The following is a 22,403-nucleotide window of genomic DNA, read 5'->3' on the forward strand; positions in this document are numbered from 1 at the left end:
GTCGCCGTCGCGTACCGCCGGGTACAGTCGCCGCTAATTCTCCTGCTGTCGAGGCGAAAGAGAAGTTGGTGAACGACCGTCACCCATCGGAAGGTCCGCTTCCGACCGGCTCCGCTTCCGACGCCTCGTATGCGCACTATCCGGCCTACGACTCCTACGGGCAGCAGCATTCCCCGGCCACCGGTGCCGATTACGGCACCGGCGACCCCCTCTTCGGTTCGCTCCCCGGCTCCTACGGCACACAGGCCTACGACACCGGCGCGTACGACACCGGCGCGTACGACACGGGCACGTACCACGCCGCGGTGTACGACACCGGCACCCACCACACCGACGCCTACGGTGAGAACGCCTACGGCACGGGCAGCTTCCAGACCGGCGGATACGACACAGGGGCCTACCCCGCCGCCGACGGCCACTCCGCCGGCGTCTACGACACCGGCTCCTACGACACGACGCAGTGGGGCACCGGCGCGTACGACACCGGCGCGCACGCCCTCACCGACCCGCAGCCGACCGCCGCGGGCTACGACCCCTACGCCCACACCGGCTACGACGCCCCGGCGTCGGAGGCGATCGCCTACGGGGCCACCGCCTACGGGCACGGCGGGTACGACACCGGGAGCTACCCCACCAGCCCCTACGACACCGGCAGTTACGCCGCGGTCGGCTACGAGGCGACCGGTGCCTACGAGACGGCCGGGGCGCACGAGCCGACCGGCACGTACGGCACGGCGGGCACCTACGGCACGGCGGGCGGCTACGACACCATCGGCCCGCAGGCCACCGCGGTCGAGGAGACCGCAGCCTTCGAGACCGCGACTTTCGAGACCGCGAGCTACGAGACCCCGAGCTACGAGGCCACGGCGATCTGGTCGACCACCGACCAGGAGCTGATCGCCGGGATCCCGGCGCAGGCCGGCCCGCCGCCGGGCGACAGCGGACCGTGGGGCCGCTCCGCGTGGGACGACTCCGCCCCGCACCACGACGGCTCCCCCGCCGAGCCCGACGGACTCGGCGACAGCGACGGCGGCACCGACCTCAGCGACGCCGCAGCCGTGGCCGACGCCATGACGCAGGCCATGCCGGCGGTCGCCACCGCGTCCGCCGCCCCCGCCGGCCGGCGGGTCGTCGGGCCGGCGCCCGGCAAGGCCGTCCGCGGCCGGGGCCGTCGGCGTCCGGCGAAGCGTTCGGCGCTGCTGACCGTCGCCGTTCCCTCGGTCGCCGCCATGGGGGTGTGCGGCGTGGCCGCCGCGTCCGTCGCCAACTTCAGCGGGGACGGCAAGGACGACACCACCAACCAGGCCGGTCCGGTCGACCCGGGGGGCGTCAAGAGCTCCGCCGCCAACAAGAAGCTCGACTCCCAGCTCGCCGGCCTCAGCGCCAGCGCCAGCGACTTCCGCGACCGCGCCAGCCGTACCCAGGAGCGGATCGACCTCAAGGAGCGCCAGGCGCTGGAGCGCAAGCGCAAGGCGGAGGAGGCGGCCCGCAAGGAGGCCCTGCGGCCCAAGTTCGTACTGCCGGTCACCCAGCACGGGCTGAGCGCGCTCTTCGGCCAGGCCGGCGTGAACTGGATGTCCGTGCACACCGGCATCGACTTCCCGGTCAGCTACGGCACGCCGGTCATGGCCGCCACCGACGGCATCATCCGCACGCAGTGGAACACCGCCTACGGCAACATGGCGATCGTGACCGCGCCCGACGGCACCGAGACCTGGTACTGCCATCTGAGCAGCACCAAGATCCGTTCCGGTGAGGTCAAGGCCGGCGACCAGATCGCCTACTCGGGCAACTCGGGCAACTCCACCGGCCCGCACCTGCACTTCGAGGTACGGCCCGGCGGCGACTCGGCGATAGACCCGCTGCCCTGGCTGCGCAGCCACGGCCTCGACCCGAACTGACCCCGCCGTACCGTTCCTGCATGCACCACGGGACCCACACTGTCGCGCGGGTCCCGTTCCCTCTGTACCCGTAGGGGCGGGCCGAGAGGCTCCCCCAGGGGTGCCTAGAGCTTCTCCACCGGTGCGTAGCGCAGCAGGAGCCGCTTGGGCTTCTCGCCGCCGAAGTCGATGGTCGCCTCGGCGTTGTCGCCGCTGCCCTTGACGCCGACGACCGTGCCGAGGCCGAAGCTGTCATGGGTGACCCGGTCGCCGACGGCCAACGAGACCACCTGGCGGTCGTTGGCACGGCGGGTGGCGAAGCCGCTGGGCCCCTTCGCACGGGCCGACGACAGCGTGGAGCCGATCCCCCCGCCGAAGCCCCCGCCGCCGCCCCGCGACGAGAGACCGCCCATCGAGGCGGACGGCGTCGCGGGCCCGGTCCGCCGCCACTCCACGTAGTCGTCCGGGATCTCCTCCAGGAACCGCGAGGGCGGGTTGTACGAGGGCTGGCCCCAGGCGCTGCGCATCGTCGAGCGGGTGACGTAGAGCCGCTGGCGGGCCCGGGTGATGCCCACGTAGGCCAGCCGGCGCTCCTCCTCCAGCTCCTTGGTCTGGCCCAGCGCGCGCAGGTGCGGGAAGACGCCGTCCTCCATGCCGGTCAGGAAGACGACCGGGAACTCCAGGCCCTTGGCGGTGTGCAGCGTCATGAGCGTGATCACGCCGCTGCCCTCCTCGTCCTCGTCCGGGATCTGGTCGGAGTCGGCGACGAGGGCGACCTGCTCCAGGAAGTCGGAGAGCGTGCCGGGGTTCGCCTCCCCGCGGTCCTGCTCGAACTCCAGGGCAACGGCGGCGAGTTCCTGGAGGTTCTCGATCCGGGTCTCGTCCTGCGGGTCGGTGGAGGCCTGGAGCTCGGCGAGGTAGCCCGTGCGCTCCAGTACCGCTTCCAGGATCGTGGCGGGTCCGGCGCCGGACTCGACGACCGTCCGCAGCTCCTCCATCAGGACGTTGAAGCGCTTGACGGCGTTGGCGGAGCGGGCGGCCATGCCGTACGCCTCGTCGACCCGGCGCAGCGCCTGCGGGAAGGTGATCTTCTCGCGCGACGACAGGGCGTCGATCATCGCCTCGGCGCGCTCACCGATGCCGCGCTTGGGGACGTTCAGGATGCGGCGGAGCGGGACGCTGTCCTCGGGGTTGGCGAGCACCCGCAGGTACGCGAGGATGTCGCGGACCTCCTTGCGCTCGTAGAAGCGCACACCGCCGACGACCTTGTAGGGCAACCCGACCCGGATGAAGATCTCTTCGAAGACACGGGACTGGGCGTTGGTGCGGTAGAAGACGGCGACGTCGCCGGCCTTGGCGTCGCCGGCGTCGGTCAGCCGGTCGATCTCGTCGGCGACGAACTGCGCCTCGTCGTGCTCGGTGTCGGCGACATAGCCGGTGATCTTGGGTCCGGCGCCGGCGTCCGTCCAGAGGTTCTTGGGGCGGCGGTTCTCGTTGCGCTCGATGACCGCGTTGGCGGCGGACAGGATCGTCTGCGAGGAGCGGTAGTTCTGCTCCAGCATGATCGTCGTGGCGTCCGGGTAGTCCTCCTCGAACTGGAGGATGTTGCGGATGGTCGCGCCGCGGAAGGCGTAGATCGACTGGTCGGCGTCGCCGACGACGCACAGCTCGGCGGCGGTCTCGGCGGGGCCGACCAGTTCGCGGACGAGGGTGTACTGGGCGTGGTTGGTGTCCTGGTACTCGTCGACGAGGACGTGGCGGAAGCGGCGGCGGTAGTGCTCGGCGACGTCGGGGAAGGCCTGGAGCAGGTTGACCGTCGTCATGATGATGTCGTCGAAGTCCAGGGCGTTGGCCTCGCGCAGCCGCGCCTGGTACATCGCGTACGCCTCGGCCAGGGTCTTCTCAAAACCTCCCCCAGACTCCGTCTGGGAGGTGCCCCCAGCCGCCGTCCCGGCGAAGCTCTCCTCGTCGATGAGCTCGTTCTTGAGGTTGGAGATCTTGGCGCTGAAGGACTTGGGCGGGAAGCGCTTGGGGTCCAGGTCCAGATCGCGGCAGACCAGCGCCATCAGGCGCTTCGAATCGGCCGCGTCGTAGATCGAGAAGGACGACGTGAAGCCCAGCTTCTTGGACTCGCGGCGCAGGATCCGCACGCAGGCGCTGTGGAAGGTGGAGACCCACATCGCGTTGGCGCGCGGGCCGACCAGCTGCTCCACGCGCTCCTTCATCTCGCCCGCGGCCTTGTTCGTGAACGTGATCGCGAGGATCTGGCCGGGGTGGACGTGGCGCTCGGCGAGCAGGTGGGCGATGCGGTGGGTGAGCACCCGGGTCTTGCCGGAGCCGGCGCCGGCGACGATCAGCAACGGGCCGCCGGTGTGCACCACGGCGGCCTTCTGCTGGTCGTTGAGCCCCTCCAGCAGCGCCGCGGGGTCGACGACCGGGCGGGCGGCGCCGTCGCGGTAGTACGGCTCCGCGTGCACCGGTGCGTCGAACCGCCCGCCGAAGAGGTCGGCGGGGATCTCCTCCGAGGCCGGCTCGTGCTCGTGCTCGGGAGGCGGCGGGTGCTCCTCCTCGTCCTTGTGGGCGAGGTCCGCCAGGAAGCTGTCGTCAAAGAGGCTGCTCATCGCCCACCGAGTCTAGGCCGCGGCACCGACAGCGTGCTGGCGAGTGGGGAGAGACGGCCGGATGACCCCGTTCCGCGTGGCGGAAGATCCCGTTTCCGCGTGGCGGAAGACCCAGTTCCGTGTGCCGGACGACCCCGTTCCGTGTGCCGGACGACCTCGTTCCGTGTGCTGTCGAGCGCCGTCCGTATCCGCCACGACGCTCCCGCAAAAAGGTCACGAAAAGGTTTCGGGCATATCGAACATCAGCCTTCACAGGAGCCACACGAGTTGGCTAACGTCCTGGCTCGGGCAGCCCGCACGCCGTCGGTGACAGCACCGGCACGGGCCGCCTCCGCCGAGTCCAGACGCGCCGGAAGACCTTCAACCCTGGGTCCCCCGGCCGGAGCCGGGGACCCACACGCATCACCGGGGTGAATCGATCCGTGCGACGCGCCAGCGGACGCACGGACCGTAGGGCAAACCTTCCGTCAGCGACACCGCCCGAACCCGACAGCTAACCCGGTAGGCGGCCCACGGAAGGAGTTGCCGGCCTTGGCGTCCCATCGCAAGCCGCGCACCAGCGTTCTCACCTCGCCCGGAAGCCGCCGTACGGCCGCCGGGCTCACCACTGCGGCGCTCGCCTCGGTCACCCTGCTCTCGCAGTCCGCCGACGCCGCCCCCCGTGCGCCCAAGCCGTCCATCGAAGAGGTCAAGCAGAAGGTCGACGGCCTCTACCACCAGGCCGAGGTGGCCACCCAGAAGTACAACGCGGCCAAGGAGCGCGCCGACCACCAGCGGGACGCCGTCAACGGTCTGCTCAACGACGCCGCCAAGCGCGCGCAGAAGATGAACGACTCCCGGCGCGAACTGGGCACCTTCGCCTCGGCGCAGTACCGGAGCGGTGGGATGAACCCGACGGCGCAGCTGATGCTCGCCAAGGACCCGCAGCAGTTCTTCGACCGCAGCCACCTGATGGAGCGGCTGACCAGCCGGCAGCAGCAGGCCGTCGCCGACTACCAGAAGCAGGCGTCAGCGGCGGCGCGCCAGCGGGCCGAGGCGAGCCGCAGCCTGGATCAGCTCCAGGAGACGCAGTCCTCCCTCAAGGCGTCCAAGCAGTCCGTCCAGCAGAAGCTCGCCGAGACCCGGCAACTGCTGTCGCGGCTGACCGCCCAGGAGAAGGCGCGGCTGGCGGAGTTGGAGCGCCAGAAGGAGGCGGCGGCCAAGCGCAAGGCCGAGGAGGAGGCGCGCCGGCAGCAGGAGCGCGAGCGACAGCAGCAGACCGGCGGCACGTCCGGCGGGCAGACCGGTGGTGGCACCAGCAGCGGCGGCTCCACCGGGAGCTCGAACTCCACCAAGGCCGAAAAGGCCCTGGCGTTCGCCCGCGCCCAGATAGGCAAGCCGTACGTCTGGGGCGCGACCGGCCCCAACTCCTACGACTGCTCGGGGCTGACGCAGGCGGCCTGGAAGGCGGCCGGTGTCGATCTGCCGCGCACCACCTGGGACCAGGTCAAGGTCGGCCAGCGGGTGGCGACCAGCAACCTCCAGCCCGGTGACCTCGTCTTCTTCTTCGACGACATCAGCCACGTCGGCATGTACATAGGCGACGGCAAGATGATCCACGCCCCGCACCCGGGCGCCAACGTCCGGGTGGAGTCGATCTACTACATGCCGATCTACGGGAGCGTCCGCCCGGCCTGAGCCGCGGCCCCGCTCCACCCCCTCAAGGCCACCCCCCACGGGCCACCCCCCACACGCCGCCGCGCGGCCCTCGCCTCCGGATCCCGGAGTGCGAGGACCGCGCGGTGTGCGGTTGAGGCCGCCGTGACGGGGCGGCCGCGATGCGTTGTGCGGTCCGTTCGGTGCGCGGTGCGCGGTGCGATCCGTTCGGCGCGCGGTGCGCGGTGCGATCCGTTCGGCGCGCGGTGCGTGGTCCGATCCGTTCGGCGCGCGATGCGGTCCGTCGCTCAGGTCCAGAGCACCGCGATGAAGATGTTGGCGACCGTGAGCCCGCCCACCGTGGCGAAGACCGGCTTGGCGACCGTCTCCTCGTCCCGCTTGACGTACACCAGCGCCAGGATCACCACCAGGACGGCCATCTTGATGCCGATCTTGATGTTGTTGAGGGTGTGGCCCTCGGCCTGGTTGAGGCCCACCAGCACGATGCCGGTCACCAGCATCGTCAGCGCGCCGTGCAGCATGGCCGGTACGAAGCGCGCGGTGCCCGCGCCCATCGCCTTCATCTGGGTCAGGAAGCCGCCCAGCAGGGCGGCGATACCGATGATGTGCAGGCCGACGAAGACATTGATTACTACGTCCATAGTGCTGGATCGTAGCCGCCGCATAGCACGGCCCTTCCGGCAGGGCGCACACAATCGCCGCTTCGGTCACGGCAGACCGGTCCCGGCCGCGCGGTCATGGCGCCGCGGTCAGCCGCGTACCGGCGCCGGTCGAAACCGAACAATGCCGGGCAAACGGGCTCACCCCCGTGACGCCCAGGTCTAGCGTCCTCCTCCAGGCGGCCGGCTCCCCGCCATCGCCGGGCTCCACACCGGTGTCCGCCGGCCGCCCCGCCGAAGGTCAGGCGGCGGCCCGCGCCTCGAAGCGGACCGCCGCCGGGCCGACGGCCCTAAGGGAAGGAAGTGACGGCCACCGTGGCCTCGCACCGCAAGCCCAGGCAGCATCCGCTCGCCGCGCTCATCGGCGGCGGCTCGCGCAGTGCGCGCACCGCTCGTACGGCCGCCACCCTGGCCCTCGCAGGCGCCGCCACCGCCACCGCCGCAGGCGGCACCGGTCAGGCCGCACCCCAGCCCACTCCCGCCCAGGTCAAGGACCGGGTCGACGCGCTGTACCAGGAGGCAGAGGTGGCCACACAGAACTACAACGGCGCGAAGGAAGCCGCCGACCACGCACGCGAGGAGCTGAGCAGACTTCAGGACGAGGCCGCCCGCCGGACCCGGAAACTGAACACCGCCCGCGCCGAGTTGGGCACCCTGGCCGCGTCGCAGTACCGCTCCGGCGGCGTGGACCCGACCGTTCAGCTGCTGCTCTCCGCCGACCCGCAGCGCTATCTGGACGGCGCCGCGGTACTGGAGCGCACCGGCAGCCACCAGGCGACCGCGATGGCCGGCTATGCGCGCCGGCTCGGCAGCGTCCGCCAGGTCCGGGAGCAGGCCGAGCACACCGCGCAGCGGCTGGTGTCCACCGAGGCCCGGCTGAAGAAGCACCGGGTCACGGTCGTACGGAAACTGGACGCCGCCGAGCAGTTGTTGAGCCGGCTGACCGCGGAGCAGCGGCAGCGGATGGCGGGCGGGGGCGACTCCCGGGCCGCGGGGGGCGCCGGCCGCGCGGACCGGGGGACGGGTCGCGGTGACGGCCTCCTCGGCGGCATCCCCGCGGGCGCGGCGGCCACCGCGGCGGCCGCGGTCACCGCCCAGGCGCCCAACTCCCGGGCCGCACGCGCCGTTTCTTTCGCCTACGCCGCCCTCGGCAAGCCGTACGTCTGGGGCGCCACCGGCCCCTCCGCGTACGACTGCTCGGGGCTGACCCAGGCCGCCTGGAAGTCCGGCGGGGTCTCCCTCCCCCGCACCACCTACACCCAGATCAGCTCCGGTCCGCGGATCGACCGGTCCCAACTCGCCCCCGGCGACCTGGTGTTCTTCTACTCCGGCATCAGCCACGTCGGCCTGTACATCGGCGACGGGAAGATGATCCACGCCCCCCACCCGGGCGCTCCGGTGCGGATCGCGCCGATCGACCAGATGCCGTTCGCGGGGGCCACCCGGCCGGCGTAGGCGAGGGGAGACGGCCGCGTAGCGAGGAGGAGACGGCCGGCGTAGCGAGGAGGAGGGGACGGCCGGCCGGGGGCCAGGCGGCGAGCCGCGGGACAGAGGGCACGAGCCACGGGGTGCGGGGCGCGGGAATACCTCCCGCCCGCGGTCAGTTGTGGCCCCGCAGGGGGCGCTCGCATCCCCTACGGGATCTGTTCCCCCGCCCCCTAAGGGCCCCCGTACCCGCCCCTCACGCCTTGAGCTGTGTCCCGAGCCAGCGGAAGACCTCGGGCACCTGGTGCCGCCAGACCGCCGTGGTGTGGCCGCCCGCGCTCGCCGGGATCAGCTGGACGGTCACCGTCGTCGGCCGCTTGGCGAGCTGGCGCAGCCCGATGCCGGCCTGGTAGCCGTCGCCCGCCGCGCCCGACACGTACAGCGCCGTACGGGGCGGCCGACCGGCCGCGTTGGCGGACTTCAGGATGTGCATCGGGTTGGACTCGATGCGCAGCTTGGGGTCCTTGCCGGCGAGCGAGTCGGGCTCCAGCGCCGGGTCGTTGTAGCCGGACATGGCGACCGCGGCGCGGTAGCGGTCCGGGTGCGCCAGGGCGAGCTTGCTGGCGCAGTGCGCGCCGGCCGAGTAGCCGGCCAGGGCCCAGGAGTCCGGCTTGTCGCCGGCCCGGAAGTTGTCGGTGACCATCTTGCGGACGTCGACGGTCAGCCAGCTGTCGGCGTTGACCTTGCCGGGGATGTTGACGCATCCGGTGTCGGCGCCGGTGAGGATGTTCGTGCGCGGCGCCACCAGGATGAACGGCTTGATCGCGCCGCGCTCCATCAGCGGCTTGAGCTGCTCGGTCACATGCAGCGCCCCGAACCAGGCCTTCGCCGAACCGGGGTAGCCGGGCAGCAGCTCGACGACCGGGAACTTCTTGTCCTTGTAAGCGGGGTCGTTGTACTGCGGCGGCAGCCAGACGTACACCTCGCCCATCACGCCGGAGATGCGGCCCTGGAGGTCGGTCATCTGCACGCCCGGGCCCACCCGCGGGTCGTCCGGCTGCCGGAACTGCTGGATCTGCTTGGGCTCGTTCTTGATCTTCTGGCCGCCCATGCCGTCGGGGCCGAGGTCCTTGGCCGCCGCGATATGACTGTCGGTGCCGAGCAGATCGCCCCAGGTGTCGTAGAGGTTGTTGGCGTTGTTGACCAGGACGAAGACCAGGGTGATGGCCGTGGCCTGGGCGAACACCAGCATCAGCAACCGGGTGAGGCCGCGCACCATGGGCGGCCCGGCTATCCGGGTCCACAGGGCGAGCGGCAGCACGACGCCGACGATCAGCAGCGCGATCGAGGTGAGGAAGAAGGGCGTGCCCGTCAGGCTCATCGGGAACTCGCTTCCAGGACTGTGCGAAGGACGTGGGGTGGTTCGGGCCCCGCCTCCGGCAGTGAGCCTCTCCGCGCCCTTAGAGGAGATCCGCGTGGTCCTGGTTGCGCGTCTTTGGTCCTTCTTTACGCCCTCGTCGTGCGCTTTACCTCCGTGTCCCGCGCCGTCCCGTGCTGCCGTGACCGGTCCGGTACCGGGCGCCCGCCCGGTCCGGCACGGATGGCGTTCCCGCAGGTCACAGCGGCCGACGAGGTCAGACCAGACGGCGGGCGGCGGCCCAGCGGGTCAGCTCGTGGCGGTTGGAGAGCTGGAGCTTCCTGAGCACCGCCGAGACATGCGACTCCACGGTCTTCACCGAGATGAACAGTTGCTTGGCGACCTCCTTGTAGGCGTAGCCGCGGGCGATCATCCGCAGCACCTCGCGCTCTCGCTGGGTGAGCCGGTCCAGGTCCTCGTCCACCGGCGGGGCGTCCGTCGAGGCGAAGGCGTCCAGGACGAAGCCGGCCAGCCGCGGGGAGAACACCGCGTCGCCGTCGGCGACCCGGAAGATCGCGTTGACCAGGTCCGTGCCGGTGATCGTCTTGGTGACGTAGCCGCGGGCGCCGCCGCGGATCACGCCGATGACGTCCTCGGCCGCGTCGGAGACGGAGAGCGCGAGGAAGCGAACCGGGCGCTCGGCGTCGGCCATCATCGCGGCACTGCGGCGCAGCACCTCGGCGCCGCCGCCACCGGGGAGGTGGACGTCCAGGAGGACGACCTCGGGGCGGGTGGCGGTGATCACCGTGATCGCCTGGTCGACGTCGGCGGCCTCCCCCACCACCTCGACGCCGGTGCGGTCGGTCTCGCCGATCTCGGCCTGGACGCCCGTACGGAACATCCGGTGGTCGTCGACCAGGACGACCCGCACGGTCCGGCCCTCCGCCGCCCCGCTGCCGTTCTCGCCCTGCTGTGCGCCCTCGCTGCTCATGTCTTCCGTCCGTCCCTCGGTGTCTGCTCCGTCATCATCCCGTGTCACGGGCGGCTCCGTCGCCGGTGGCCGGCCCCGGCTCGGCCCGGTCACCGGTCGGACTCCTGCGCCGCGCGCTCCATCTCCAGCTCGACGACCGTGCCGCCGTCGGGGGCGGCGCGCAGCCGGGCGGTGCCGCCGTTGCGCTCCATGCGGCCGATGATGGACTCCCGTACGCCCATGCGGTCCGCGGGGACCGCGTCCAGGTCGAACCCCGGACCGCGGTCGCGCACCGAGACGAAGACCGTACGGCCCTCCACCTCGGCGAACACCTGCACCGCGCCGCCCTCGCCACCGTACTTGGCGGCGTTGACCATCGCCTCGCGCGCGGCCTGCATCTGGGCGCTCAGCGCCTCGTCGAGCGGGCAGTCGCCGACGATCACCACCTCGATCGGGACGCCGTGGTGGTCCTCGACCTCGGCGGCGGCGGTGCGGACCGCCTCCGCCACCGTCGCCGGCTCCTCGTCCTCCTCCTTTCCGCGGCCCTCGGGCTTGTAGAGCCAGGCGCGCAACTCCCGCTCCTGGGCGCGGGCCAGGCGCGCCACCTCGCGGGGGTCGTCGGCATTGCGCTGGATCAGGGTGAGGGTGTGCAGCACGGAGTCGTGGACGTGGGCGGCCACTTCGGCGCGCTCCTGGGCGCGGATGCGCATCAGCCGCTCCTCGGAGAGGTCCTGCATCATCCGGACGAGATAGGGGCCGGCGAGCAGGGCGATGCCCACGACGACGGCGAGCGAGGCCTGGAGCACCGAGCCGAGGTGCCGCACCGAGCCCTGGAGCACGACGATGCCGGTCACGCCGACGCCGACCAGCAGCACCCCGGCCGCGCCGCGCAGCACCGGCAGGAGGGCCTTGCGGCGGCCGAGCTCCAGCCACTGGGCGCGGCGGGAGTTGTCCGCCTGACGCCACACCAGGGCGACGCCGACTCCGATCAGCAGGACGGGCCAGAGGTAGCCGTTGGCCCGGCCCAGCTGGAACCGGGAGGCGATGACGGAGGCGCCGATCAGGAGCGCGATCAGCGCGAAGACCTGTCCCCTGTCGGGCCTGTGGCGCAGCATGCGCCGCTTCTCGTGGGCCGGGGCGGGCGGGCGGTGCTCCACGCCGCCGACGCCGAGCGGGACGAAGAACCAGAACGCGGCGTAGAGCAGGGCGCCCAGGCCGTCGGCCATGAAGAGGGCCACGAAGACGATCCGCACCCAGGAGACGGGCAGCCCGAGGTGCCCCGCGAGCCCGCGCGCGACACCACCGAGCATCCGCCCTTCGGCGCTGCGGTAGAGCTTGCGCACGGGCGGGTCGTCGGGGGCCGGTGCCGGGCCGTAGGCGGTCTCGGCGCGGGGTGGTGCGGTGGTCATGTCCCCGATCGTCACACGCTGCGGGGGCCGACGGCATCAGGGTCGTCCCTGAGCCCGTCCCTGAGCTTTCCACCGGGCGGCTCAGGGACGGGGCGGATGCCGTCTCAGCTCTTCGCGTCGGTCCTGCGGAACCCGTCCTTCACGTTCGAGAAGACCCTCTCGAACTTCGTCCAGTTGGCGTCCGGCGCGGACACGTAGACGGCGTACTCCTTGCCGCCCTCGCGGCCGAACCCGAGGTCGATGCCCCGGTACGTACGGGCCCGGCCCCCGAAGGTGAACTCCCAGATGGCCGCGGGGTCGCCCTGGAAGACGGTGTTCTGCATGCGCAGCCGCGAGTAGACGGGGTACTTCTGCTTGAAGGCCACCTCGACGTCCTTGAAGTGCTGCACCTGGTCCGCGGAGGAGAAGTCCAGGACGCTCACGGTGAGCTGGGCGAGCTCGGACTCGGAGGCGTAGACGATCTGCCGGCCGCCGTCCTTGACCTGCCGCGTCCAGCCGTCGGGCACGGGGAAGCTGACGCCGAGTGCGGCTTCGGTGGCCTTGTGGTAGCCGTCGGGGAGGGGCGGCGGCGGCCCGATGGTGCTGACCGGAACGCTGGGCTGGACCGGGGCGCTCTCCTTGTTCGGCTGCGGGGACGACGACGCGGAGTCGTCGTCGGGCTGGTGCAGCGCGTACCAGGCCGTGACCGCGCCACCGCCGGCGGCCAGCACCCCCACGACGGCCCACACCACGGCTCTTGCGGCACGCCGCCGCTTACGAGGCGCCGGCCGGGAGGGCAGCGCGTCCGTGCGGTCGTCGACGGACCGTCCGCCGGCGCCGCCGTCCGGTACGGACAGCCGGCCGGTCGCGGCACCGCCGGGGCCGGTACCGATGTCCGTGCGCGCCCCGGTGCCGGCGCGGTCCGGTGCGGCTCCCGTCGTGCCGGTGGGCGGCACCGGGCGGGTGGGCGCGTCCGTCTGCTCGTTCGGCGTCCCCGGGCCTTTGTGCTTCACGGTCCCCAGCGCCAGGGTGGGCCAGCCCATCAGGGCGGTCTCCGCGTCGCTCTCGGCCGCCCGCAGCGCCTGCTCGACGACGTCGGCCGTCGGCCGGTCCTGGGGTTCCTTGGCGAGCAGCGCCTCGATCAGGGGGGTGAGTACTCCGGCGTTGCGCGGCGGCTCCAGCGGGTCCATGGCGATCGCGTACGCCGTCTCGACCGCGGTGTTCTTCCGGAACGGGGGCCGTCCTTCGACCGCCTGATAGAGCGTCGCGCCCAGCGCCCACAGGTCGGAGGCGGGGCCCGGGGTACCGCCCTTGACGCGCTCGGGCGCCAAGTAGTCGATGGAGCCGACCAGCTCGCCGGTCTTGGTGAGCGTGGAGGTGCCGGAGGCGACGGCGATGCCGAAGTCGGTGAGCACGACCCGGCCGTCCTCGCCGAGCAGCACGTTGCCCGGTTTGACGTCACGGTGCAGCACACCGGCGGTGTGTGCGGCACGAAGCGCCGCGATCATGCCGCGGCCGATCCGGGCGGCCTCGCGCGGGGTGACCGAACTGTCGGCCCGGGCGGCCTCCTTGATGGCGTCGCCGAGCGTCGTGGAAGGGACGTACTCCATGACGATGCACGGCATCCCGGCGTCGTCCACGACGTCGTGCACGCCCACCACGTTGGGGTGGTTGATGCGGGCCGCGGCCTGCGCCTCCCGGGTGGTGCGTTCATGGCGGGTCGCCAGTTCGTCCGGCTCCAGCTGCGGTGAGACATGCAGACGCTTCACCGCGACCTGGCGCCCGAGGACTTCGTCCCGGGCCCGCCAGACGGTGCCCATACCGCCTTGGCCTATCCGCTCAACCAGGCGATACCGCCCGGCGACCAGTCGCCCCTCGTCCACCGACGCCGCCTCCGCCACCGCACGCCCCTCCGGAAACCCGTACGCATCCAGGGCGCAACGATAGTCAACGGCAGCCGCGTACAGCCCTCCGCCCACCGCGCGTCCGCGCGCGTCGTCCTGCACCGGTCGGACGGGCGGGGCATATGCGAACCGACGAGGGGTTTCGGGACCCCCCGGGGGCATGTCAGGGGTGCCGGGGACAGATCTCAGGGTTCTGCCAGGGTTCCCACGGATGCCGTGACCAGGTTGGTGTTGTCACCATGGCTCCATGAACGAAGCAGCCCCCGTCGAGGAGTCGGCGCCCTCCGACCCCGCCGGCCCCACCACGCCGCACGCCCCGCTGCGCCGCAGCCGGCGGCACAAGGTCCTGGGCGGGGTGTGCGGCGGGCTGGGCCGGCAGTGGGACCTCGACCCGGTCATCTTCCGGATCGTGCTCGCCGTGCTCGCGGTGGGCGGCCTCGGCCTGATCGCCTACGGCTTCGCCTGGCTGCTCATCCCCCTGGACGGCGAGGACGAGAACGAGGGCCGTCGGCTGCTCTCCGGCCGCGTCGAGGGCTCGGCGCTGACGGCGCTGCTCTTCGCGCTGGTCGGCTGCGGACTGTTCCTGACGACGCTCGGCAAGGGCAGCATGATGTCCTTCGCCATCATGCTGGGACTGGCGGTGGCCGGGTCCGCGTACTGGTCGCGCCGGCGCAGGGCGGCGGAGGCCCAGGGCCCGGAGTCGATGGATGCCGCCACCGCCCAGGCGGTTGCCGACGCCCCGCCGGAGACCACCGCGCCGCCGGCACCGGTGAGCCCTTCCTGGTGGCGCGGCCCGCGCTCCGGGGAAGTGGCCGGCCCGGCCTACCTCTGGGGCCCGGAGACCGCCGCTCTCCCCATCGACGTCAGCTATCGGTTCGCGCACGGCGCCGCCCCGGCCGGCGCACCGCACCGGCCGGGCTCCTGGACCGGCCCGGGGCGGCCTCCGGGTGTGCCGCCGCACGGCGCCCATCCCGTCCGCGTCCCACCCAGGCGTCGGCGCAACGGCCGCCCCATAGGCGGCTGGACGTTCCTGCTCGCGCTGCTCATCGGCGCCGGCACGACCCTCACGGTCGCCCGGCACGACGCCCTGGCCCCGTCCCTCCAGGCCGGGTTCGCGGCCGCCCTGGTCGTGTTCGGCCTGGGCCTCGTGCTCAGCGCCTGGTTCGGCCGCACGGGCGGCGGCACGGTCTTCCTGGTCGTCGTGACCGCCGTGCTGCTGGCGGGTGCCACGGTGCTCCCCAGGAACATCACCGCCGACTGGCAGAAGCGCGTCTGGGCCCCGACCACGCTCGCCGCCGTCGCCCCGCACTACGAACTCGGCTCCGGTGACGGCCGGTTGGACCTCGCAAGACTGCCCCTCAGGAACGGCCGCACGCTCCACACCGAGGCATCGGTCGGCGCCGGCCGTCTCCTGGTGACGCTCCCCCGAGGCGTCACGGCCCGCCTGCACATCTCACTGGGGCTCGGCGACATCCACCTGCCCGGCGAGTCGGCCCACGACGTGGACGGCTCGGTCGTCGGCCAGGAACGGACCGTCACCCTGCCCGCCACCGGCCTGAAAAAGGGTGAGCGACCGCACGGCTCCCTCGACCTCGACCTGCACGTCGGCGCCGGCCAGGTGACCGTCGAGCGCGCCGCCCCGGCCCCCATCCCGCCGCCCGCCCCGACCCGTCAGGGAGCCTCCCAGTGAAGCGCCATCCCTTCGAACCGGCCCGCCTGCTCGCCGGCCTCACCGCGCTCACCGTCGGCACGGCCTACGGTCTGGACGCCCTGGACGTCTGGCATGCCCCCGGCCCCTGGCTGTTCCTCGTCGTCCCCGCCGGCCTCCTCCTCTCCGGCATCACCGCCGCCGTGTGGGCCACCACCCGCCGCCACCACGCCCGGAGTGCCGACGAACCCCCGGTGTCCCCGGGCCTCTGAGGCGGCGTCCCGGCACCCGGGACGCCAGGGCGCCGGGACGCCGACACACCGGGACGCCGACACGCCAGGACACCAGCACGCCAGGCCCCGGGACACCAGCACGCCCGGACGCCAGCGCGCCAGGGGCAGGGGGCAGGGTCCCCCGTCACCGTGCCCCTAGCCGAACAGCTGCGCCCCGTGCCGCTTACGGCGCATCGCCAGGGCCGCGTCCAGGGAGAACCTTGGGGTGCCGGCCAGTATCAGGGGAAGCCAGGCCATCAGATAGGCGAGGTCGTTGCCGTAGTAGTAGGGCGTGATCGTCCAGCTCATGGTGAGCCACAGGGACAGCGAGATCAGCGCGCCGCCGAACGCCGCCAGCCGGCCCAGCAGGCCGGCGAGGGTGCCCAGGCCCACCGCCAGTTCGCCCACCGCAATGGCGTAGCCGAAGCCCACCGGGCTCTTCTGCGCGAGGTCCACCAGCAGCGGCAGCGCCGCGGTGTCGTGGACCTGCCGCAGCACCTCCCCCAGGGAACCCGAACCGCCGGCCGCCAGGAACGCCGGGTCCGTCAGCTTGTCCACGCCCGCGTAGGCGAAGGTGACGCCCAGGAACACCCGCAGCGGGAGCAGCGCATGGCGCGCCAGCTGGGCGCGCAGCCCGGTGCCGGCGCCGTCGATGCCCGTGCCGCCCATGTCGGCACCGATCGTGCGATTCGCGTGAACCATGACGTCCGCCTCTCCGTTGCCACCGGGGGCAGACGATTGTGCCTGCGCCCGCGCCTCCTGGGGAGATACGTACGCGCGTGCGCGAGAGGTTCAACGGACCGATGCACTTCGGGCGACTGACGCACACAGAATCGACACGCACCGCCGCCGGGACGTCGCGTCAGTCCAGCACGTCGAGCGGGTAGCCGGCCGTCTCCACGCCGGCCGCCGTGATCACCCGGACCTCCACCCGGCCCGGCTCGACATCGACCGGCACCGGGACCGTCAGCACCCCGTCCGTCGGGTTGGCGAAGCCCCCGGCCACCGGGACCAGCGGGACCGGGACGTGGACGCCGCCGATCCGTACGACGGTACGGGCCAGCCGGTCGGGCGTGGTGGCGCCCGGGGGGACGAAGCCGGTGCCACGGATCTCGATGTCGTCGCCGGTGCGCACGGGCGCGGCGAGGTCGCCCAGTTCGCGGGAGCGGACGACGGAGAGGATCACCGGCCGGCCGCCGGTCGCCGCCTTCCCCGCCAGGTATGTCGCCCCGGAGAGCAGGGTCAGGGCCACCAGGCTCCAGGGCAGCTGCGGCAGCGCACCGGGCCGTCCGGCCAACCGCACCAGGGCGAGCGTCAGCACGGCCGCGTTGATCAGGACGTACTGCACGTCGAGGAGGCTGCCGCGCCCGGCGTCGTCGGTCAGCAGATCGGCTGCGCGGGGGCGCTGGGCTGGGACCTTCTGTAGCCTTCCGGACCGCACCCGCGCGGCGACCAGCCCGTACGCCAGCACGGCGACCCCGCAGGCGAGGGCGAGGGCCGCCAACAGGGCTCCGGAGCGGTCGAGTTCTAGGCCCTGAAGCAGACGGCGCCGTACCCGCGGGCCGGGCCGGGCCGCCAGGCGTACGGCGAGCATCAGGACCGCGTACAGCACCGCGGTGGCCCAGGCCGCGGCGACCGTCCGCGAGGTGGACAGCCGGCCGTCCTCACCGATCAGCGGCGCCAGTGCCCCGCCGTGCGCGCGGTGCCGCCAGGCCGCCAGCGTCAGCCCCAGCGCCAGGACGACGGCCGCGACCAGACCCGCCGTACGAGCCGCCGTCCAGCCCGAACCGATGGCGGTGAGCGCCTGCACGAGCAGCAGCGCCACCACCGCGATCCAGACCACCAGCAGGGTACACCACCGCACGGCGGTCAACCAGGCGACCTTCTCGGCGGTCCCGCGTTGCGCCAACTCGCGTGCCGAGAGGGTGAGTTCATCGGACACCCACTGCCGGGCGGCGCCGGCCGAGCGGGCGAGCCCGGACGGTACGCCACGACCGGCGGCGAAGTCCTCGCGCAGCGCGACGAACGCGGCAAGCGCCTCCCGGTGCCCCGTACGGGCGCCGTGCGGGCACCGTCCGCACCGGCACTCGCCGCCGTCGGCGCGCTGCCCGCCGCCACCCTCCGGCTCGCCCGTTCCGGCCATCCTGCCCGCCGCCTCAACCGACACGTCCGTTACCGCCCCGCGACCGCTCGCCACCAACTTGTCTTGCGTGAAGGGGAATTGTGCCTCACACCACCGGGCCGGACATCAAACGTCCAGTTGGTGGCGGGTGGTGGAGCGCGGCGGTGCGTTGACGCCCCCTCCGGAACCGAACACCCGATCGCCGGGCCGGCCACGCAAACCCGACGCTTCCCCCATTTGGGCGAACCGGGCCACGGCTACGGCTGAGTGCCCCACGCACTGCGCAAGCTCTCGCCGTGTGCCAGGTACACAGATCTCACCGCATGCCACCACCGGACCGCCCCTCCCACCCGGACACCCGCGCGCCACGAGGCGAGCGACGTCGCCGGCGCGGGGCCGGTCGCCGGTACGGAGTCGGCGGCCTGACCCGGCTGGGCGCCGGGGTGTTGGCCACCGCCTTCCTCGTCATGGCCGGCGCCCTCGCGCTGTCGGCCACCGCGCCACCGGCGTCCGCGCACGACCGGCTCGACCGGCTCGACCGGCTCAACCGGCCGTCCACCGGCGACAATTGCGCCTTCGCCGGGACCGGCCCGCAGGTGGACGTGCCGACCGGCTTTCCGATGCCGCGCGGCTGGCACTTCCCCTGCACCAAGGCCACGCACCCGCCCGCGCCCACCCGGCCGCCCGCGCCCCGTCCACGCTCCCCCGAACCCGCGCCGCCCCCGCCCCCACCACCACGTCCAACCCCACGGCGACCGCCACCGCCGCCACCGCCGTCCCCCACGCACCACGCCCGCCCCACGCCCCCGCCGCCGACCCCCGAGACCCTGGAACTCCCCGTCCCGCCCGTGCCGGCGGTGCCCCGCAGCTACCCGGGGGCGCCCCACCGGCCGCACCACCGGCGCTCCGTCGTGACCACGACCCTGCTGCTCACCGCCCCGGCCGTGCTGGCCGGCGCCGCTCTCCGCCCCCGTTCGAGCTCCTCGTCCGGTTCCGCCGGGCGCCGTTCCTCGTAGGAGATCTCCATGTCGCAATGGCTGGTGCTGGGCATCGCCATGGCCGCTGTCTGTGGCGTCGTACTGATCATCACCGTCCTCAAGGAGCGCCGGATCGGCGATGACGACGACCCGACCGAAACGCCCGACGTCATCGAGTACCTGACGATGATGGTGGGGGTGGTGTACGCCATCGTGCTGGGCCTCGCCATCGCCGGCGTCTGGGAGGCCAGGAGCGCGGCCGAGGACACCGTACGGACCGAGGCGCAGGCCCTGCACGAGGTCGGCGCGCGGGCGCGGGCCTACCCCGCGCCGGTGCGGGACCGGATCCGGGCGGACGTCGAGGCCTACGCGTCCTACGTCGTGCACAAGGAGTGGCCGGCGATGGCCGACCAGGGGCGGTTGTCCGGGCACGGCACGGACCTGCTGACGAAGGTCCGCGCCGACGTCACCGACTACCACCCGGCCAACGACTTCGAAGCGCAGTCCTACCAGCCGCTCGTGGACCAGGTCGGGGTGGCGGACGCGGCCCGCAGCGCCCGTGCGGACGCGGCCGGTTCCACCCTGCCGGGGGTGGTGTGGTTCGGGCTGGTGATCGGGGGCGCGATCTCCATCGGGGTGATGTTCACGCTACAGATCCGGCGGTCGGGGCGGGAGTTGCTGATGGCCGGGCTCTTCAGTGCGCTGATCGCCTTCCTGCTGTTCCTCGTCTGGGACTTCGACTCGCCGTTCAGCCGGGGCATCACGGCCAGTGCAGAACCGTTCCTGGACCTGTTCCCGCACCTGTGACCCATCGGGGACCCACCGGAGACCCACAGGACCCCACCAGGGCCCCGCCAGGGCCCCACCAGGGCCCCACCCGTGATGCCGACGCCCTGTGGGACGGCCCGCCCTCCCACAGGGCGCACGCGCCCTCGCCCCCAGGCGACGCCGCTATCCGAGCAGATCCGGCTCGCTCCGTACGATCTGCTGGTACAGCGGCTGGTAGTTGATCCAGGCCACCAGGTCGTTGCCCAGTTGCTCGCGGGTGTGGACGGCGTTGTGGTGGTCGATCAGGACCGGTTTGCCGGCGGCCTTGGCGGTCAGCTGCACCTGACAGGAGCGCTCCATCGTGAGGAACCACCACGCCGCCGCGTCCACCGAGTCGCCGACCGTCAACAGCCCGTGGTTGCGCAGGATCACGGCCTTGTGCGGCCCGAGGGCGGCCGCGATCCGGCGGCCCTCCTCCTCGTCCACGACGACGCCCGTGTAGTCGTCGAAGAGCGCGTGGTCCTCGTAGAACGCGCAGACGTCCTGGGTGATCGGCTCCAGCAGCTCACCGAGGGCGGAGAGCGCCCTGCCGTACGTGGAGTGGCTGTGGGCCGCGGCGACGACGTCGGGGCGGGCCCGGTGGACCTGTGAATGGATCGCGAACGCCGCCTGGTTGACGTGGTGGCGGCCCTCGACGACCCTGCCCTCCGCGTTCACCAGAATCAGGTCGCTCACGGTGATGTGCCGAAAGGACATCCCGAAGGGGTTGACCCAGAAGCAGTCGGGGAACTCCGGGTCGCGTGCGGTGATGTGTCCCGCGACGCCCTCCTCGAAGCCCAGGCGCCCGAAGAGGCGCAGCGCCGCGGCCAACCGTTCCTTGCGGTGGTGCCGCTCGTCCTCGACGGTGTCGTGCGTCGGCGGCATCGCGAAGTGCAGCTGCTCGGTGGGTATGGGCGTCGGCTCGGGCATCGCGGCTCTCCTCCTGGCGCGTGCGGCTCTTGATGCGCGATGCGGAAGCTACCGTTCACTACCGCAGGTAACCAGGGTCGCGGCAGGCCCGGATGCGCCCACCGGCATCATGGACACCTCACACGACGCAGCAGGCACGCCAGCAGAGGGGCACACCATGAGGGCCGTATCGGTCAGCAAGGACATCGGCGCCGCACCGCAAGCGATCTTCACCGTCCTCCGGGACCCGGCCCGGCACGCCGAACTGGACGGCTCGGGCATGCTGCGCGGCCGCCCCCAGGGCCCGTCCCCGCTGGGCCCGGGCGACCGGTTCAGCATGGGAATGGCACAGGGCCGGATCGCCTACCGGTCGCTGAACGCCGTGGTCGAGTACGAGGCGGACCGGCTGATCGCCTGGGAGACCTGGGGCGAGGTCCGCGGCCGCCGGCTGGTCGGCGGACAGCGCTGGCGCTACGCGCTGACGCCGCTGGACGACGGCGCGGACGGCCCCGTCACCCGGGTCACGCACACCTACGACTGGTCGCGCGCCCGCCTGCCCCGCCTCGTCGTCGAACTCCCCGGCTACCCCAGGCGGATGGGCCCGGCGATGGCCACGACGCTGGACCGGCTGGCGGCGGCCGTACGGGGCTAAGCGGACGCGCCACGGCGACCGCCGGCGCTCCTCGTACCGGCCCGACCCACGGCCGACCGGACCGCGCCGACGCTCCCGCCCCTCCCTCTGCTCCTCCCCCTACTCCCGCCCCCGGTCCTCCTCCCGCTCCCGCCCCTGCTCGTACCCGCTGAGCAGCTCCACCCCGCGCAGCAGCGCCGAGTGGTCCAGCCCGCCGTCGCCGCGCGCCACCGCGGAGGCGACGAGCTGGGCCGCGACCGCGCCGACGGGCAGGGCGGCGCCGACCGCGCGGGCGGCGTCGGTCACGATGCCCATGTCCTTGTGGTGCAACTCCAGCTTGAAGCCGGGGCGGTGGTCGCGGCTGAGGACGTTGTCCTTCTTGCGGGCCAGGACGGTGGAGCCGGCCAGTCCGCCACCCAGGACGTCCAGGGCGGCCGCGAGGTCGACGCCGGACTTCTCCAGGAAGACCACGGCCTCGGCAAGGGCCTGGAGGTGCACCGCGACGATCAGTTGGTTGGCGGCCTTGACGGTCTGTCCGGCGCCGTGCGGGCCGCAGTGCACCACGGTCGTGCCGACCGCGTCGAAGACCGGCCGCGCCGCCTCGAAGTCGGCCTCCTCGCCACCGACCATGATCGACAGCACGCCCTCGATCGCACCGGCCTCACCACCCGACACGGGAGCGTCCAGCACCCGGACGCCCTTGCCGGCGGCGGCCTCGGCCAGGGCGACGGAGGTCTGCGGGGTGATCGAGGAGTGGTCGATGAGGAGGGTTCCCGGGCGGGCGTTCTCCAGGATGCCGTCGGGGCCGTACGCGACCGCCTCGACCTGCGGGGACGCCGGGACCATGGTGATCACCACATCCGCCCCGCGCACCGCCTCGGCGATCGACGCGACCTCCGTGCCACCGGCCGCGACCAGCGCCTCCGCCCGGCCGGGGCTGCGGTTCCAGCCGAGCACGGAGTGCCCGGCCCTGGCGAGGTTCACGGCCATGGGGCTGCCCATGATGCCGAGGCCGAGGAAGGCGATGGTGCTCATGGCGCGTCTCGCTTCTTTCGAAAGACGGATACTTATTGCCGCATGGCGGAATAGCATCCATCCTGCGTCGAGGGGCGCGCGCCGTCAACAGCAGCCGGTCAGCGGCGCTTGCGGCGCGCGGGCCGTGCCCACGGCGGACGCA

Annotated in this window: 17 protein-coding genes, 1 pseudogene and 1 riboswitch; of the genes and pseudogenes, 8 read left to right on the top strand and 10 right to left on the bottom strand. The window is 72.7% G+C overall.

Annotated features, from left to right (window positions below; translation table 11 throughout):
* Positions 1–68 precede the first annotated feature (68 nt).
* Positions 69–1,901, top strand: a complete 1,833-nt coding sequence (locus AB0C96_RS10635) for a peptidoglycan DD-metalloendopeptidase family protein (RefSeq protein ID WP_362915788.1) — start codon at positions 69–71, stop codon at positions 1,899–1,901.
* A gap of 104 nt (positions 1,902–2,005) precedes the next feature.
* Here AB0C96_RS10635 and pcrA read toward each other — a convergent pair whose 3' ends face one another.
* On the bottom strand, positions 2,006–4,501 hold the full coding sequence (pcrA, locus tag AB0C96_RS10640) for a DNA helicase PcrA (RefSeq protein ID WP_362915790.1): 2,496 nt from the start codon (positions 4,499–4,501) through the stop codon (positions 2,006–2,008).
* Between the two features lie 354 nt (positions 4,502–4,855).
* Positions 4,856–5,025: riboswitch (cyclic di-AMP (ydaO/yuaA leader) on the top strand.
* A 7-nt stretch (positions 5,026–5,032) separates the two neighbouring features.
* Here pcrA and AB0C96_RS10645 point away from each other — a divergent pair.
* On the top strand, positions 5,033–6,178 hold the full coding sequence (locus AB0C96_RS10645; RefSeq protein WP_362915792.1) for a C40 family peptidase: 1,146 nt from the start codon (positions 5,033–5,035) through the stop codon (positions 6,176–6,178).
* 266 nt (positions 6,179–6,444) lie between these two features.
* On the opposite strand, the gene AB0C96_RS10650 is transcribed toward AB0C96_RS10645, so the two are convergent.
* Positions 6,445–6,798: a hypothetical protein gene (locus tag AB0C96_RS10650; RefSeq protein ID WP_362915794.1), complete on the bottom strand. Its 354-nt coding sequence runs from the start codon at positions 6,796–6,798 to the stop codon at positions 6,445–6,447.
* 321 nt (positions 6,799–7,119) lie between these two features.
* On the opposite strand from AB0C96_RS10650, the gene AB0C96_RS10655 reads away from it, so the two are divergent.
* On the top strand, positions 7,120–8,271 hold the full coding sequence (locus AB0C96_RS10655) for an NlpC/P60 family protein (protein WP_362915796.1): 1,152 nt from the start codon (positions 7,120–7,122) through the stop codon (positions 8,269–8,271).
* A gap of 226 nt (positions 8,272–8,497) precedes the next feature.
* Here AB0C96_RS10655 and AB0C96_RS10660 read toward each other — a convergent pair whose 3' ends face one another.
* From AB0C96_RS10660 to AB0C96_RS10675, 4 genes are all read right to left on the bottom strand, one after another.
* Positions 8,498–9,622 carry an alpha/beta hydrolase-fold protein gene (locus tag AB0C96_RS10660; RefSeq protein ID WP_362915798.1) on the bottom strand — a complete coding sequence of 375 codons (1,125 nt, stop codon included), beginning with the start codon at positions 9,620–9,622 and terminating at the stop codon, positions 8,498–8,500.
* A 253-nt stretch (positions 9,623–9,875) separates the two neighbouring features.
* Positions 9,876–10,589: a response regulator transcription factor gene (locus AB0C96_RS10665; RefSeq protein WP_362915800.1), complete on the bottom strand. Its 714-nt coding sequence runs from the start codon at positions 10,587–10,589 to the stop codon at positions 9,876–9,878.
* Between the two features lie 89 nt (positions 10,590–10,678).
* A complete protein-coding gene (locus AB0C96_RS10670) occupies positions 10,679–11,977 on the bottom strand; it encodes a PspC domain-containing protein (RefSeq protein ID WP_362915802.1) in 1,299 nt (432 codons plus the stop codon).
* A gap of 104 nt (positions 11,978–12,081) precedes the next feature.
* Positions 12,082–13,857: a serine/threonine-protein kinase gene (locus AB0C96_RS10675; RefSeq protein WP_362915804.1), complete on the bottom strand. Its 1,776-nt coding sequence runs from the start codon at positions 13,855–13,857 to the stop codon at positions 12,082–12,084.
* A 250-nt stretch (positions 13,858–14,107) separates the two neighbouring features.
* On the opposite strand from AB0C96_RS10675, the gene AB0C96_RS10680 reads away from it, so the two are divergent.
* Together AB0C96_RS10680 and AB0C96_RS10685 are read left to right on the top strand one after the other, a co-directional pair.
* On the top strand, positions 14,108–15,550 hold the full coding sequence (locus AB0C96_RS10680) for a PspC domain-containing protein (protein ID WP_362915806.1): 1,443 nt from the start codon (positions 14,108–14,110) through the stop codon (positions 15,548–15,550).
* A complete protein-coding gene (locus AB0C96_RS10685; RefSeq protein WP_362915808.1) occupies positions 15,547–15,780 on the top strand; it encodes a hypothetical protein in 234 nt (77 codons plus the stop codon). Before AB0C96_RS10680 ends, AB0C96_RS10685 begins: the two co-directional genes overlap by 4 nt.
* Before the next feature lie 156 nt (positions 15,781–15,936).
* Here AB0C96_RS10685 and AB0C96_RS10690 read toward each other — a convergent pair whose 3' ends face one another.
* Both AB0C96_RS10690 and AB0C96_RS10695 read right to left on the bottom strand, forming a co-directional pair.
* Complete coding sequence (locus AB0C96_RS10690; protein WP_362915810.1) at positions 15,937–16,482, bottom strand: TQO small subunit DoxD; 546 nt, start codon at positions 16,480–16,482, stop codon at positions 15,937–15,939.
* Between the two features lie 160 nt (positions 16,483–16,642).
* Positions 16,643–17,923 carry a hypothetical protein gene (locus AB0C96_RS10695; RefSeq protein WP_362915812.1) on the bottom strand — a complete coding sequence of 427 codons (1,281 nt, stop codon included), beginning with the start codon at positions 17,921–17,923 and terminating at the stop codon, positions 16,643–16,645.
* A gap of 302 nt (positions 17,924–18,225) precedes the next feature.
* Here AB0C96_RS10695 and AB0C96_RS10700 point away from each other — a divergent pair, with 302 nt between their 5' ends.
* Complete coding sequence (locus AB0C96_RS10700) at positions 18,226–18,918, top strand: hypothetical protein (protein ID WP_362915814.1); 693 nt, start codon at positions 18,226–18,228, stop codon at positions 18,916–18,918.
* Positions 18,919–18,927: 9 nt separating this feature from the next.
* Positions 18,928–19,686, top strand: a complete 759-nt coding sequence (locus AB0C96_RS10705; protein ID WP_362915816.1) for a hypothetical protein — start codon at positions 18,928–18,930, stop codon at positions 19,684–19,686.
* A 144-nt stretch (positions 19,687–19,830) separates the two neighbouring features.
* Here the strand turns inward: AB0C96_RS10705 and AB0C96_RS10710 are convergent.
* Positions 19,831–20,625 (bottom strand): annotated as a pseudogene (locus tag AB0C96_RS10710) (class II aldolase/adducin family protein); the annotation flags it as partial.
* 148 nt (positions 20,626–20,773) lie between these two features.
* Here AB0C96_RS10710 and AB0C96_RS10715 point away from each other — a divergent pair.
* Complete coding sequence (locus AB0C96_RS10715) at positions 20,774–21,247, top strand: SRPBCC family protein (RefSeq protein ID WP_362915818.1); 474 nt, start codon at positions 20,774–20,776, stop codon at positions 21,245–21,247.
* Between the two features lie 99 nt (positions 21,248–21,346).
* Here AB0C96_RS10715 and AB0C96_RS10720 read toward each other — a convergent pair whose 3' ends face one another.
* Complete coding sequence (locus tag AB0C96_RS10720; RefSeq protein ID WP_362915820.1) at positions 21,347–22,261, bottom strand: 2-hydroxy-3-oxopropionate reductase; 915 nt, start codon at positions 22,259–22,261, stop codon at positions 21,347–21,349.
* Between the last annotated feature and the right edge of the window lie 142 nt (positions 22,262–22,403).

It is taken from the genome of Streptomyces sp. NPDC048506 (assembly GCF_040651315.1).
GTDB lineage: Bacteria > Actinomycetota > Actinomycetes > Streptomycetales > Streptomycetaceae > Streptomyces.